Annotated in this window: 15 protein-coding genes; 3 read left to right on the forward strand and 12 right to left on the reverse strand. The window is 68.4% G+C overall.

Annotated features, from left to right (window positions below):
• Positions 1-74 precede the first annotated feature (74 nt).
• From fusA to rpsL, 3 genes are all read right to left on the reverse strand, one after another.
• Entirely contained in the window at positions 75-2,168 is a 2,094-nt protein-coding gene (fusA, locus tag OMP43_RS14910) for an elongation factor G (protein WP_167297945.1), read from the reverse strand.
• Positions 2,169-2,266: 98 nt separating this feature from the next.
• Positions 2,267-2,737, reverse strand: a complete 471-nt coding sequence (rpsG, locus tag OMP43_RS14915) for a 30S ribosomal protein S7 (RefSeq protein WP_086128636.1) — start codon at positions 2,735-2,737, stop codon at positions 2,267-2,269.
• 63 nt (positions 2,738-2,800) lie between these two features.
• Positions 2,801-3,172 (reverse strand): 30S ribosomal protein S12, encoded by a 372-nt coding sequence (gene rpsL, locus OMP43_RS14920; protein WP_086129340.1) that lies wholly within the window; start codon positions 3,170-3,172, stop codon positions 2,801-2,803.
• Between the two features lie 267 nt (positions 3,173-3,439).
• Here rpsL and OMP43_RS14925 point away from each other — a divergent pair, with 267 nt between their 5' ends.
• Together OMP43_RS14925 and OMP43_RS14930 are read left to right on the forward strand one after the other, a co-directional pair.
• Entirely contained in the window at positions 3,440-4,006 is a 567-nt protein-coding gene (locus tag OMP43_RS14925) for a hypothetical protein (RefSeq protein ID WP_280280310.1), read from the forward strand.
• Positions 4,007-4,011: 5 nt separating this feature from the next.
• On the forward strand, positions 4,012-4,500 hold the full coding sequence (locus OMP43_RS14930) for a polymer-forming cytoskeletal protein (RefSeq protein ID WP_280280311.1): 489 nt from the start codon (positions 4,012-4,014) through the stop codon (positions 4,498-4,500).
• Between the two features lie 142 nt (positions 4,501-4,642).
• Here the strand turns inward: OMP43_RS14930 and OMP43_RS14935 are convergent, their stop codons facing one another.
• Complete coding sequence (locus OMP43_RS14935; RefSeq protein ID WP_280280312.1) at positions 4,643-5,221, reverse strand: DUF4142 domain-containing protein; 579 nt, start codon at positions 5,219-5,221, stop codon at positions 4,643-4,645.
• A gap of 93 nt (positions 5,222-5,314) precedes the next feature.
• Between OMP43_RS14935 and OMP43_RS14940 the strand changes: the two genes are divergently transcribed.
• Complete coding sequence (locus OMP43_RS14940; protein ID WP_280280313.1) at positions 5,315-5,770, forward strand: GFA family protein; 456 nt, start codon at positions 5,315-5,317, stop codon at positions 5,768-5,770.
• A 75-nt stretch (positions 5,771-5,845) separates the two neighbouring features.
• Here the strand turns inward: OMP43_RS14940 and OMP43_RS14945 are convergent, their stop codons facing one another.
• The 8 genes from OMP43_RS14945 to OMP43_RS14980 all read right to left on the reverse strand — a co-directional run bounded on the left by OMP43_RS14945 (position 5,846) and on the right by OMP43_RS14980 (position 12,886).
• The gene (locus OMP43_RS14945; RefSeq protein ID WP_280280314.1) at positions 5,846-7,090 is read right to left on the reverse strand and encodes a hypothetical protein; all 1,245 of its coding nucleotides are present in this window, start codon (positions 7,088-7,090) and stop codon (positions 5,846-5,848) included.
• A gap of 116 nt (positions 7,091-7,206) precedes the next feature.
• Positions 7,207-7,551: a DUF3140 domain-containing protein gene (locus OMP43_RS14950; protein WP_280280315.1), complete on the reverse strand. Its 345-nt coding sequence runs from the start codon at positions 7,549-7,551 to the stop codon at positions 7,207-7,209.
• A 74-nt stretch (positions 7,552-7,625) separates the two neighbouring features.
• The gene (locus OMP43_RS14955) at positions 7,626-9,032 is read right to left on the reverse strand and encodes a hypothetical protein (RefSeq protein ID WP_280280416.1); all 1,407 of its coding nucleotides are present in this window, start codon (positions 9,030-9,032) and stop codon (positions 7,626-7,628) included.
• A 19-nt stretch (positions 9,033-9,051) separates the two neighbouring features.
• Positions 9,052-9,453, reverse strand: a complete 402-nt coding sequence (locus tag OMP43_RS14960; RefSeq protein ID WP_280280316.1) for a hypothetical protein — start codon at positions 9,451-9,453, stop codon at positions 9,052-9,054.
• A 63-nt stretch (positions 9,454-9,516) separates the two neighbouring features.
• Positions 9,517-10,914, reverse strand: a complete 1,398-nt coding sequence (lpdA, locus tag OMP43_RS14965) for a dihydrolipoyl dehydrogenase (RefSeq protein WP_280280317.1) — start codon at positions 10,912-10,914, stop codon at positions 9,517-9,519.
• 32 nt (positions 10,915-10,946) lie between these two features.
• Positions 10,947-11,354, reverse strand: a complete 408-nt coding sequence (locus OMP43_RS14970; protein WP_280280318.1) for an acyl-CoA thioesterase — start codon at positions 11,352-11,354, stop codon at positions 10,947-10,949.
• Complete coding sequence (locus tag OMP43_RS14975) at positions 11,347-11,571, reverse strand: hypothetical protein (protein WP_280280319.1); 225 nt, start codon at positions 11,569-11,571, stop codon at positions 11,347-11,349. Before OMP43_RS14975 ends, OMP43_RS14970 begins: the two co-directional genes overlap by 8 nt.
• Before the next feature lie 16 nt (positions 11,572-11,587).
• Positions 11,588-12,886 (reverse strand): pyruvate dehydrogenase complex dihydrolipoamide acetyltransferase, encoded by a 1,299-nt coding sequence (locus OMP43_RS14980; RefSeq protein WP_280280320.1) that lies wholly within the window; start codon positions 12,884-12,886, stop codon positions 11,588-11,590.
• Positions 12,887-13,013: the final 127 nt, after the last annotated feature.

Genomic DNA, 13,013 nt, shown 5'->3' on the forward strand with positions numbered 1-13,013 from the left:
CTACCTTCTGATCTCTGTTTCCGCGCCGCCAGGGGATTCGCCGGAAGGCGAGCCCCATAGCGGCTGATTCCTGGTTACGCCAGCTTCGCCTTCACTTCGTCGGCCACATTCGGCGGCACTTCGTCGTAATGCGAGAACTGCATGCTGTACTGCGCGCGGCCCTGGGTGAACGAGCGGAGCTGGTTCACATAGCCGAACATGTTGGCCAGCGGCACCATCGCCTCGACCGTCTGCGCGTTGCCGCGGCTGTCGGTGCCCTGGATCTGGCCGCGGCGGCTGTTGATGTCGCCGATGACGTCGCCGAGATAATCCTCGGGAGTGACGACCTCGACCTTCATCACCGGCTCGAGCAGCTTGATGCCGGCCTTCTGGGCAGCTTCGCGCATCGCGGCGCGGGCGGTGATTTCGAACGCGAGCGCCGACGAGTCGACGTCGTGATACGCACCGTCATACAGCAGCACTTCGAAGTCGATGATCGGGAAGCCGACCAGCGAACCGGTCATCGCCGTCTCGCGGAAGCCCTTCTCGATCGCCGGGATATACTCCTTCGGCACGTTGCCGCCCTTCACTTCGTCCTTGAAGACGAAGCCCGAGCCGCGCTCGCCCGGAGTCAGCTTGACCTTGACGCGGCCGAACTGGCCGGTGCCGCCCGACTGCTTCTTGTGCGTGTAGTCGATGTCCACCGGCTTCGCGAGATACTCGCGATACGCCACCTGCGGCGCGCCGACATTCGCCTCGACCTTGAACTCGCGCTTCATGCGGTCGACCAGGATCTCGAGATGGAGCTCGCCCATGCCCTTGATGATGGTCTGGCCCGACTCATGGTCGGTCGAAACGCGGAACGAGGGATCCTCGGCGGCCAGGCGGTTCAGGGCGAGGCCCATCTTCTCCTGGTCGGCCTTGGTCTTCGGCTCCACCGACAGCTCGATCACCGGCTCCGGGAACTCCATGCGCTCCAGGATGATCGGGTGCGCCGTGTCGCACAGCGTGTCGCCGGTCGTGGTCTCCTTGAGGCCCGCGATCGCGACGATGTCGCCGGCGCGCGCTTCCTCGATGTCCTCACGCGAGTTCGCGTGCATCAGGAGCATGCGGCCGATCTTCTCCTTCTTGTCCTTCACCGAGTTCAGATACTGGCCCTTGGTGAGGGTGCCCGAATAGATGCGGGCGAAGGTGAGCGAGCCGACGAACGGATCGTTCATGATCTTGAAGGCGAGCAGCGAAAGCGGCGCAGTGTCCGAGGCCGGACGCGAATCCGGGGTCTCGCCGTCGAGCTTCACGCCCTGCACGTCGGGAATGTCGAGCGGGCTCGGCAGATAGTCGACCACGGCGTCGAGCAGGGGCTGCACGCCCTTGTTCTTGAACGCCGAGCCGCAGACGATCGGCACGAACGAGAAGTTCAGCGTGCCCTTGCGGATCAGCTTCTTGAGGTCGGCCACGCTCGGCTCGTTGCCCTCGAGATAGGCTTCCATCAGAGCATCGTCCTGCTCGACGGCCATCTCGATCAGCTCGGCGCGCGCGGTCGCGGCGGCATCCGCCAGATCGGCCGGGATGTCCTGATATTCGAACTTCGCGCCCAGGCTCTCCTCGAGCCAGATGATCGCGCGGTTCTCGACCAGGTCGACCAGGCCCTTGAAGCCACCCTCGATGCCGATCGGGAGGTACAGCACGGCCGGACGGGCGCCCAGGCGATCCTTGATCATGTCGACGCAGCGCTCGAAGCTCGCGCCCGTGCGGTCGAGCTTGTTGACGAAGCACATGCGCGGAACCTTGTACTTCTCCGCCTGGCGCCACACCGTCTCCGACTGCGGCTCCACGCCGGCAACGCCGTCGAAGCACGCAACCGCGCCGTCGAGCACGCGCAGCGAACGCTCGACTTCGATGGTGAAGTCGACGTGGCCGGGGGTGTCGATGATGTTGATCAGGTGCTCTTCACCCTTGCCCTCTTCGGCGCGCCACTTGCAGGTGGTCGCCGCGGACGTGATGGTGATGCCACGCTCCTGCTCCTGCTCCATCCAGTCCATCGTCGCGGTGCCTTCGTGCACTTCGCCGATCTTGTAGGACTTGCCGGTGTAGTAGAGGATGCGCTCGGTCGTCGTCGTCTTGCCGGCGTCGATGTGCGCCATGATGCCGATATTACGGTAACGCTCGAGGGGATGGCTGCGGGCCATGACCTGGTTTCCTTAAGGATGTGGGGAGCCGGACGATCCGGCTCCCCGATATGTAGGAACGAAAGTTGAGAGCGCCAGACCTGCCGGCGCCCCGAGACTCACCAGCGGTAGTGGCTGAAGGCGCGGTTCGCCTCGGCCATGCGGTGGGTGTCTTCGCGCTTCTTCACCGCGTTGCCGCGGTTGTTCGAAGCGTCGAGCAGCTCGCCCGAGAGGCGGGCCGACATGGTGTTCTCGCTGCGGTTGCGGGCCGACGAGATCAGCCAGCGGATCGCGAGCGCCTGGGCACGCTCCGGACGGACTTCCACCGGCACCTGATAGGTCGCGCCGCCGACGCGGCGGCTGCGGACCTCGATGCCCGGCTTGATGTTGTTCAGCGCGTCATGGAACACGCCGATCGGATCGCGCTTGGCGCGGGTCTCGACGGTTTCCAGGGCCGAATAGACGATGCCCTCGGCGACGGACTTCTTGCCGTCCAGCATCACCGAGTTCATGAACTTCGAAAGAACGATGTCACCGAACTTGGGGTCCGGCAGGATTTCCCGCTTTTCGGGGCGACGACGACGAGCCATCTGAAACTTCCTTTACAAACTTCAGCCGATCCGGAACCCGTCCGGGGCTTACTATGGCTGTGATTACTTCGGACGCTTGGCGCCGTACTTCGAACGCGACTGACGACGGTCCTTGACACCCTGGGTGTCGAGCACGCCGCGCAGCACGTGGTAGCGCACGCCCGGAAGGTCGCGCACACGGCCGCCGCGGATCAGCACCACCGAGTGCTCCTGCAGGTTGTGGCCTTCGCCCGGGATGTACGAGATGACTTCGCGCTGGTTGGTCAGGCGGACCTTGGCAACCTTGCGGAGCGCCGAGTTCGGCTTCTTCGGAGTCGTCGTGTAGACGCGGGTGCAGACGCCGCGCTTCTGCGGGTTCTGCTCCATCGCAGGGACCTTCGACTTGGTCTTCTGCAGTTCGCGGCCCTTGCGGACCAGCTGGTTGATCGTCGGCATGAAGCCCTTCACCTTATGTTACCGGCATGGCCGGCGGTTACTTTGCTGGAACCCTGGTACGAGAAATACGAAAAGGCCCCGGGTGTCCTTGACCCCCCGGGCCATTGCGTCTCCAGCAACGTTCAGCTCTTGCCCCACGCGGGATATGCGCCGGAATACCGGCCCCTCGCGGAACGGGGGCGCCTATAGCGACGGGTGGCGAGCGGGTCAACTGAGTCGGCCGGAGGATAAGAGAGCGTCAACCTCCGCCGGGCTAGAGCCGGCGCGATGATTCGTCACGCTCCCCGACTCAGACCCTTTGCCGCCGCGCTGGCCGCCCTGGCCGCGACTCTCCTGCTGGGCGGCTTCGGCACCGCGATCGCCGCGCCCGCCGGCCTGCTCTCCTGGGAGCTGTTCGGACTCGCGATCGCCGGCGGCGCCGGCTTCCTCGCCTGGCATCTCGCGCAGCTGAGCGCCCTGCCCCCCGGGCCGGTCGCCCGGGCGGCGCTGCCCGCAGCCCTGGTGCCGCTGATCGTGTTCCCCCATGTCGGTGCCGCCGCCCTGCTCGTGCCCGCCACACTCGCCGTCGCGCTGCCGCCGGCCGAGCGATTCGCCGCGGCGCTGGCACTCGCCGGCACGCTCGCCGCGCTCGGCACGGGCCCCCTCGCCGCGGCGCTCGCCGGCGGGGCGATGCTCGCCGCCGCCTGGCGTTGCCGCGCGCGCTGCCCCGCCGCGAACGACAATCCCTCTCTGGAACGCGTACCCCGCTTTTGGCTCCGCTTTTCGCCGATGCCTGCCTCCCTGCATTATGCTAGGGAAATCGCCAGGGATTCGGGTTCCGAATTTGGGGAGTAGCGTGAATGTTCAACGGTAATAATCGTGGTCGCGATCGCGACGAACGTCCGGCGATGCCGCCGGCGCCTCCGCAGCAGAGCGGCGGCAATGGGGGCAAGCGCGGCATGTTCTCGGTGATCGGTCCGGACGTGACCGTCACCGGCAATGTCTCCGCCAGCGCGGACCTGCATATCGACGGCCGGATCGAAGGCGACGTCAATTGCGGCAGCCTGGCCCAGGGGGCCGACAGCCAGGTCTTCGGCAACGTCACCGCGGAGACCGCTCGCCTCGCCGGCGCGATCGAGGGCACGGTGCGCGTGCGCCAGCTCACGATCGAGCGCTCGGCCAAGATCACCGGCGATGTCGAATATGAGAACATCACCATCGAGAATGGCGGCCATATCGACGGCCGCCTGAAGCACATGAGCACCGTGCCGGCGGCGGCAGCGGCCCCGGCGGGCCCCCGCCCGGTCGAGGCGGCGCCTTCCCCCTTCGCGGCGGCGGCGAACGAATAGGCGGCGATTTTCTCGCGGAAACGGGAAAGGGCGCGCTCCCCGGCGGAGCGCGCCCTTTCCTTTTGGCGACGGTTCCCCTGGGCGACCGCGCCGCCGCCCATCATCGCCCCGGGACAGGCCCCGGGGCCGCGGCCGGGGCGGCCTATAGGCCCTGGATCTTGTCCAGACGCGCCCGCACCGCCGGAACACTCGCCGCCGCGAAGGCCTTGAGCGCCGGCACCGTGCCGTTCGCGGCATAGTCCCGCATCACCGCCAGCGCCTTCTCCTGCGCCGCTATCTGCTGCGCCTTGTAGGCAGCGTCGAAGTCCGCGCCCGTCGCCTGGCGCAGCGTCTCCAGATTCGCCGTCTGCTCGGCGCTCGGCCTGGGATCGGGAAGGATCACCGGCATCGCCCGGGCGCCCGCCACCTTCAGCCGGGCGGCCGATTCGGCGTGCGCCCGCGCCATCGCCTGGCCGAAATCCCTGAGCGCGGGCATGGTCGCCTTTTGCCGGGCGAGCTCGCCCGCCGTCACCGCATAGGCATCGCCCGCACCGACGGCATCGGCAAAGTCCTGGCCGGTCATGGCCGCGGCGCCGGCCACGACATTCGCATCGCTGCCGTTTTCGGGGACGATCGTGTCGCTGGCGATGATGTTGTCGACCGTGGTGATCGGCGCGCTGCCGCCACAGGCGCCCAGCGCGACGGCCGGGCCCAGGCCCAGCGCGAAGAAGTATCGGTTCATCCAGGCATCCTCCTGTTTCAGCAAAGGAACGCGAGCATGCGGGCGCCGTTCCGGCTATCGTGGCGCGACGCGGCGAAGCGAGGGAGATACCGAATGACCGACTGGACTCAGGCTCATGAGGGCGGCTGCCGCTGCGGCGCGCTGCGCTTCCGCCTGACCGGCGCGCCGATGCTCACCAGCGCCTGCCATTGCACGGGCTGCCAGAAGATGACCGGCAGCGCCTTCTCGCTGACGCTGACCATGCCCGCCGCCGGCTTCGCGCTGCTCCAGGGCGAACCGGTGATCGGCGGCCTGCACGGCCCGGTCGCCCATCATTATCACTGCGATCGCTGCAAGAGCTGGGTCTTCACCCGCGCCGAGGGGATCGACTGGTTCGTCAATGTCCGAACGACGATGCTCGATGCGCCCGACGACGCCCCGCCCTTCCTCGAGACCTGGACGGACGAGAAGCTCCCCTGGGTCGAGACCGGTGCCGCGAAGCGCTATCCGGGCGATCCCGACTGGAGCGACTGGGACAGGCTCACCGGGGAATATGCCGCTCGCGCCTGAACCCGCCTCCGGCAGCTCCGCCCGCGCGGAGAGGGAGAAGGAGATGGTGCCCCTGGGGGTAAGGCGAGCCCCGACTCAGCGGAGCCGCAATACCGCCGTGGCCGCGGAAGGCAGATCGGCCCGCTCCAGCAGGGACTGCTCGATCGCCAGCCCTGTCCGGGCGACCTTGCCCGAATAGGCCGTCCGGCCGTTCACGATCACCTGTACCGGCCGATCGAGGTCGAGCAGACGGTCGGAAAGGCGCAGCGTCATGCCCGACGGAACGGCGCCGGTCAGCGTGATGGCCTGGCCCTGGACCGTCGCGACAATCTCGTCGCCGGCCTTCGCCGCCGCCGCATCGGGGATGCGGAGCCAGTAGAAACGGTCGTGCGTCACGTCATCCTGCCGCCAGACGATGCGCTTCGGCCAGGGATCGCGCGTGAAGCCCGCCATCCAGGGCAGCGCCTCGGCATCCTTGCGGTCCATCCAGTGCGGCAGGCCCGGATAGATGCGCGACATATGGACATAGCCGCCCGGATCGGCCGCGTGCAGCCGGTCGAGCTCCGCGGTCTTGTCCGCGGCGATCTTGTTGCGGTCATAGGCGTCGTCGGCGCCGCCCATGAAGATCGCGAAGGGCAGGTTGCGCAGGCCGAGCACCGAGGATTCGTTCGGATGGCCCGCCATCATCGCCGCCGCGGCAAAGCGATCGGCCATGCGCGGCGCCAGCTGCCACACGCCGTCGCCACCCGCCGAATAGCCCATCAGATAGACGCGGTTGGGATCGGCGCCATTCGCCGCCACCTGCGCGTCGATCAACGCCTGGAACAGCGGGTCGATATGCCCCTCATGCCACAGGTTCCAGCTATCGGTCGGCGCGCGCGGGGCCAGGTAAATGCCCTCGGCCGGCGCGTAGAGGCCGATCTGGTTCCGCCACTGCTGGTCGTTCAGCGCCGGCGGAGCATTGCCGCCGCCATGCATGGAGATCCACAGGCTGCGCTTGCCCGGCGCCGCGTTACCGAAGATCTTGCTTTCCCATTTCAGCGTCTTGTCGCCGATGGTGATCCGCTGCGCGGCGATCGCCTCGGCCGAACGCGCCGCGACCGCGCGCAGGCGGGCCGCACCCAGCAACGCCGACGCGCGATCCGCCTCCGCCCTGCGCAGCGGGCGGGCAAGCGCCGGATCGTCGAGCCGCCGTCCGGCTTCGGGCCTGGCCAGCCATGCCGCGATCGCGGCGACCGGCGCCCCGGCGCCGGCATGGCGAGCCGTAGCCGGCGCCATCGGGAAGAGGAGCGCCGGAGCGAGCAGGGCGGCGAGGAGGGTGCGGAGCGCGGCAATGGACATGCCGCCGCCCTAGCCGGATAACGCTACGGATACATGCCGGAAATATGACCAAAACGGGTCACCGGCCGTCCCGCCATCGCTGGCCCCGGCGGGGATGGCCCGGCCGGGCTCCAAGTCTAGCATTTCAGCGGATCATGCCCCCAGTTCATCAGCGAATAGCGCCAGCGCGAGGTGGGAATGCGATATTCCTCATGCGGCCCCTGCGCGCGGTGGCGGGCGACGAAGCCGACCACCTTGCGCATATGCGCATAGTCGCCGCCGTCGAGATCCGCCTCTCGCGTCCGCAGGATGCCGACGATCCGGCGGCCGGAGGCATGACCCACGCTCTCCCCGCCGTCCCGCTTGAGGCCGACCTTGCGGCTCTCCGCCGTCTCCAGCCATTCCTCGATCTCTTCCGGCGTCATGTTCACCACTTCGTGGAACTTGCGCCGGATCTCCTCATGGTCGTCGCGTTGGGCCACCCGTTTCTCCGTTAACCGCATGTTACCCATGCGTAACGGTTCGCCCTATCCGGGGTTTCCCGTAGCGGCGGATTTTATCCGGCCGCATCGGTGTAAGTTTCTCCGACAGGTGGCAGCGCGATCCGCGCCGCGATGCCGGTCGCGCCGACCAGCAGCAGCGCGGCGAGCGCGATCCTCAGGCCGCGCCGTGGCAGGGGGGTGCCCGCCATCAGCGCGACGGCGAGCCCGGTCGCGAGCATCGCCCACAGATGGTAGCGATAGTCGGCGGCCACGCTGATCACCAGAAAGGCCAGCTCGGTCAGCACCGCGGACAGCGCGAGCGTGACCGCGAGCCGGCTCCGCTGGTCCTCGCGCCGCCAGGCCAGCGCCAGCACCGCCAGCGCCGCGACCAGCCACGATATCGGCGCGCCGAGCGGGCTTTCGGCAAGCGTCCCCGCAAGCCGCTGGAACGGCGCGATCCGCGGCGAGGGCGAGGCGATTCCCAGCCTGTTGGGCTCCGAATCCGATTGCGGCTCGGCCAGCGGGTAGCGCCAGGGGACCAGCCAGCGCATCGTCGCATTCCAATGCGCCAGCCGATGCTCGGCATAGGCGACCGGGTGGCGCGCGATCGTCACCAGCCAGGCCTCGGTGAGCTTGCGGCCCGGCGCAGTGATCGCCAGCCCCTCCGCGACGAAATCGCAGCGATCGCCGAGCGGATCCCAGAGCATCGGCCGGATGCACCGTTCCGCCTCCGCCGCCTGCCATACCGGTGCCGGCAGCACCGGCACCGCCTCGGCGCCGGCATGATGCGCGATCCCGGCCAGGTCATAGGTCGGCAGCGCCCGCCCAACCTCGCTGGCGCCGGCGCGCAGCAGGCCGTGATTGACCAGCGGCAGCACCGCGAGCACCGCGATCATCGCCGCCAGCATCATCGCCCCGCGCCGCACCGGGCGTCGCCACGTCCCCGCCCCGAGCAGCCCGAAGGCAAGCGGCACGGTGGCGAACACCGCATTGATGCGGACGAGCGTCGCATAGAGCAGCAACAGGCCGATCAGCAGCGCCGCCGCGCGCGGCAGCGGCAGGTCCCGCAGCCGCCACCAGGCGGCGAGCCCGGTGGCGGCGAGCAGCGCACCCGCCATCTGCGCATCCTTCAGCACCGCCACCTGCCAGCCGGCGATCGGCGGCCAGATGCCGAGCAACAGCACCGCGCCCGCCGCGATCCGCGCGCCCTGCCGGGCCAGCGCCGCCGCGAACAGGCCCAGGCCGGCCCAGCAAGACAGAGTCTGCAGCACGAACATCGGCGCCTGGCCGGGCCAGCCCGCCGCATGGAACAGCGCCCAGAGGCGCGCCATCGCCGGCGGGTGCCAGTCATCATAGCTGCCGGAGCGCAGCTGGGCATATTGGTTGACGGTGTCGAACATCGCGATGCCCGGCCAGAAGCAGGCGAGCATGGCGAGGCAGAGCAGCGATGCGGCGAGCGCCGCCCGGACCGCGGGCGACACACGGCTCAATGCGAGGCTCCTAGCCGATCTTGCGGCCGAACACGGGGCGCGGCGGGGCATCGCCGTGCGGGAAGGCGAGCGGCCGTTCGGGGCCCCTCTCCGGCATCGCTTCGCCGGCCTCGGCCTTGCGCGCCAGATAGCGGGCGAGCGCGGCATCGGCGTCGAAGCTCGATGCTTCCTCTTCCTCCGCCTCGCCGCCCTTCGCCTCGGACGGGCCGCGCGGCGTGATCGTCAGCTTGAGCAGCCGGAAGGCGAGCGGGATGCAGAAGATCAGCCCGACCGCGCCCAATCCGAGCACCGTCGGCCCCAGCCCCTGGCTGAGCGATCCGCCGTTCCAGCCTTCGAGGCCGGTGAAATAGAACAGCAGCCCCCCGATGAAGACGAGGGGCAGCAGCGACAGGATCAGCTTGAACATGCGCACGCCGAATCTCCGACCAGTTCGGGCGAACATGGCAGGAGATCGGCAACAAAGCGTGAAGACCGCCTAGATGTGGAGCGCGCGGCCATAGGCGCCGAGCACGGCTTCGTGCATCGTCTCGCTGATCGTCGGGTGCGGGAACACCGTCTCCATCAGCTCCGCCTCGGTCGTCTCCAGCGTCTTGCCGATCGTATAGCCCTGGATCATCTCGGTCACTTCCGCGCCGATCATGTGCGCGCCGAGCAGTTCCCCGGTCTTGGCGTCGAACACCGTCTTCACGAAGCCCTCTGCCTCGCCCAGCGCAATCGCCTTGCCGTTGCCGATGAAGGGGAAGTTGCCGACCTTCACCTCATAGCCGGCTTCCTTGGCCTTGGCCTCGGTCAGGCCGACCGACGCGATCTGCGGGTGGCAATAGGTGCAGCCCGGGATGTTGCGCACGTCCATCGCGTGCGGGTGCTTGCCGGCGATCGCCTCGGCGGCGATCACGCCTTCATGGCTCGCCTTGTGCGCAAGGAACGGCGGCGCGGTGACGTCGCCGATCGCATAGAGGCCGGGCACGTTGGTCTTGCAGGCCGCGTCGGTGACGATGTGGCCGCGCTCGGTCTTCACGCCCAGCGTCTCCAGCCCGATATTCTCGGTGTTCGGCACGATGCCGACCGCGACGATGACGTGGCTGAACTCCTCGACGGTGACCTTGCCGTCCTTGCCCTTGATCGAAGCCTTCACGCCCGTGCCGGTCACGTCGATCTTCTCGACGCCGGTCGCGGTGCGGATGTCCATGCCCTGCTTCTTGAACTGCTTCTCGAGATGCGCGGAAACGTCCTTGTCCTCCACCGGCACGATCCGGTCGAGCATCTCGACGATGGTCACTTGGCTGCCCATGTCGTTGTAGAAGCTGGCGAACTCGACGCCGATCGCGCCCGAGCCGATGACGAGCAGCTTGGTCGGCATCTCCGGCGGAGTCATCGCCGTGCGATAGGTCCAGATGCGCTTGCCGTCGGCCGGAGCAAAGGGCAGGTCGCGGGCGCGGGCGCCGGTCGCGACGATGATATTCTTCGCCTCGATATCGGTCTTCTTGCCGTCGTCACCGGTGACCGTGAGCTTGCCCGGCGCGGTCAGCACGCCGGTGCCGAAATGCACCGCGATCTTGTTCTTCTTCATCAGGTGCGTGACGCCCTGGTTGAGCTGCTTGGCGACGCCGCGCGAGCGCTTCACCACTGCTTCCAGGTCGGCGCTGATCTTCTCGGCGACCAGGCCGTAATCCTTGGCGTGCTGCATATAGTGATAGATCTCGGACGAGCGGAGCAGCGCCTTGGTGGGGATGCAGCCCCAGTTGAGGCAGATGCCGCCCAGCAGCTCGCGCTCGACGATCGCCGTCTTGAGGCCCAGCTGCGCGGCGCGGATCGCCGCCACATAGCCGCCGGGGCCGGAGCCGAGCACGATCACGTCATAGGTGTCAGCCAAGGGGGAAGTCCTTCCGCTTAATTGGTTCTGTATCAGATAGGGTTGGCCGGGATCGCGTCCACGGGCCGCGGCCGCTTGTGCTCGTCCACCGCGACGAACACGAACTGCGCCTGGGTGACCAGGCAGCTTTCCTCGGAGTGGCGGGCGCGGCGCCAGGACTGGACGTCGATCGTCATCGAGGTGCGCCCCACCTTCACGATATCGGCGAACACCGAGACTTCGTCGCCCACCGAGACCGGCGCGTGGAACTTCATGCCCTCCACCGCGACGGTGACCGCCCGCCCGCGCGAATGGCGCGCGGCGACCAGGCCCGCGGCCAGGTCCATCTGGCCCATCAGCCAGCCGCCGAAGATGTCGCCATAGGCATTGGCGTCCGCGGGCATGGTGCTCACGCGGATCGCGGGCTGCTGCTGCGGGGGCGTCGCGCCGCCCTCAACCATCGGCGCGCGGCTCCGTGCCGGCGAGCCGGGCCTTGTCCTCGGCGAACGCCCGGCGCACCGGGCCGACGCCCATCAGCACCACGGCGATCATGCAGGCATAGCCGACCAGCCAGATGTCCCCGGTCGCGCGCGGATAGGACCACGCCGCCGCGGCCGAGATCAGCGCCGCGGCGAGCAGCCCGATCGCGATGTGCACCACTTCGATCAGCACGCGCATTGCCGCGCCCTCCGGTTCAGGCGATCATCCCGAAGGGATTCTCGACCAGTTCCTTGAAGATCTTCATCATCTCGGCGCCGTCGGCCCCGTCGATCGCCCGGTGATCGAAGCTGCCGGTGGCCGACATCACCGTCGCCACGCCCAGCGCGTCGTCGACGATATAGGGGCGCTTCTCGCCCGCGCCGATCGCCATGATCATGCCCTGGGGCGGATTGATCACCGCTTCGAACTGCTTGATCCCGAACATGCCCATGTTCGAAAGCGAGGCGGTGCCGCCCTGATATTCCTCGGGCTTCAGCTTGCCGTCGCGCGCACGGGCCGCCAGGTCCTTCATCTCGGTCGAGATCGCCGAGACCGCCTTGTTCGCGGCGTCGCGGATGATCGGGGTGATCAGCCCGGTCGGAGTCGAGACCGCGACCGACACGTCCGAGCGGCTGTACTTGATCAGCTGGTCGCCGGTGTAGGTGACGTTGCACTTGGGCGCCTGGGCCAGCGCCACGCCGAGCGCCTTGATCAGCAGGTCGTTGACCGAGAGCTTGATGCCGCGCGCCTCGAGCGCCTTGTTCAGGTCGCCGCGCAGCTTGAGCAGCGCGTCGAGCCGGATGTCGAGCGTGAGGTAGATGTGCGGGACGGTCTGCTTCGACTCGGTGAGCCGGCGCGCGATCGTCTTGCGGATGTTCGAGAGCTTCTCGGCCTCGTGCGGGATCGATTCGTCCCACCAGACCGGCTTGTGCTCGGCCGGGGCGGCAGCCGGCGCGGCCGGGGCCGAGGCGGCGGCAGCGGCCGGAGCGGCGGCAACGGGCGCGGCGCCGGGCTTGGCACCCTCGACATCGGCCTTGACGATGCGGCCGTTCGGGCCCGAGCCGGCGACGCCGGCCAGGTCGACGCCCTTCTCGGCGGCAATGCGCTTGGCGAGCGGGCTCGCCTTCACGCGGTCGCCCGAGGCGGCCTGGGCCTGGGCGGGCGCCGGAGTCGGCGCGGGCGCAGCGGCGGCCGGAGTCGCTGCCGGCGCGGGAGCCGGCGCAGCCGCCGGAGCGGGAGCCGGCGCGGCGGCGGCCGAGGAGACGTCCTCGCCCTCGCCCGCCAGCACCGCGATCACGGTGCCGACCTTCACATTGTCGGTGCCCTCGGGGACGAGGATCTTGGCGATCACGCCTTCGTCCACCGCTTCGAACTCCATGGTCGCCTTGTCGGTCTCGATCTCGGCCATGAGGTCGCCGGACTTCACCGTATCGCCCTCCTTCACGAGCCACTTGGCGAGGGTACCCTCTTCCATGGTGGGAGAAAGCGCCGGCATCTTGATTTCGATCGACATGAAGGTTCCCGTTGTTGGAGCCCTGAACAGGTTCGGGCCCTCTTTGCGCCGCCCCCGCCCCGGGTCAAGAGACGCGCTTGCAGGAAATGACGCTACGGGGCACGTAACGCACGACCAAGAGGAACCT

Origin of the sequence: Sphingomonas sp. CBMAI 2297 (assembly GCF_029870595.1) — a bacterium.
GTDB lineage: Bacteria > Pseudomonadota > Alphaproteobacteria > Sphingomonadales > Sphingomonadaceae > Sphingomonas.

What these genes read in the sequence shown, in the direction of transcription:
- OMP43_RS14970 (WP_280280318.1), bottom strand. Translation starts at nt 11,354, where the DNA reads ATGGTTGAGGGCGGCGCGACGCCCCCGCAGCAGCAGCCCGCGATCCGC.
- rpsL (WP_086129340.1), bottom strand. Translation starts at nt 3,172, where the DNA reads ATGCCGACGATCAACCAGCTGGTCCGCAAGGGCCGCGAACTGCAGAAG.
- rpsG (WP_086128636.1), bottom strand. Translation starts at nt 2,737, where the DNA reads ATGGCTCGTCGTCGTCGCCCCGAAAAGCGGGAAATCCTGCCGGACCCC.
- OMP43_RS14980 (WP_280280320.1), bottom strand. Translation starts at nt 12,886, where the DNA reads ATGTCGATCGAAATCAAGATGCCGGCGCTTTCTCCCACCATGGAAGAG.
- OMP43_RS14935 (WP_280280312.1), bottom strand. Translation starts at nt 5,221, where the DNA reads ATGAACCGATACTTCTTCGCGCTGGGCCTGGGCCCGGCCGTCGCGCTG.
- fusA (WP_167297945.1), bottom strand. Translation starts at nt 2,168, where the DNA reads ATGGCCCGCAGCCATCCCCTCGAGCGTTACCGTAATATCGGCATCATG.
- OMP43_RS14975 (WP_280280319.1), bottom strand. Translation starts at nt 11,571, where the DNA reads ATGCGCGTGCTGATCGAAGTGGTGCACATCGCGATCGGGCTGCTCGCC.
- OMP43_RS14925 (WP_280280310.1), top strand. Translation starts at nt 3,440, where the DNA reads ATGATTCGTCACGCTCCCCGACTCAGACCCTTTGCCGCCGCGCTGGCC.
- OMP43_RS14945 (WP_280280314.1), bottom strand. Translation starts at nt 7,090, where the DNA reads ATGTCCATTGCCGCGCTCCGCACCCTCCTCGCCGCCCTGCTCGCTCCG.
- OMP43_RS14940 (WP_280280313.1), top strand. Translation starts at nt 5,315, where the DNA reads ATGACCGACTGGACTCAGGCTCATGAGGGCGGCTGCCGCTGCGGCGCG.
- OMP43_RS14930 (WP_280280311.1), top strand. Translation starts at nt 4,012, where the DNA reads ATGTTCAACGGTAATAATCGTGGTCGCGATCGCGACGAACGTCCGGCG.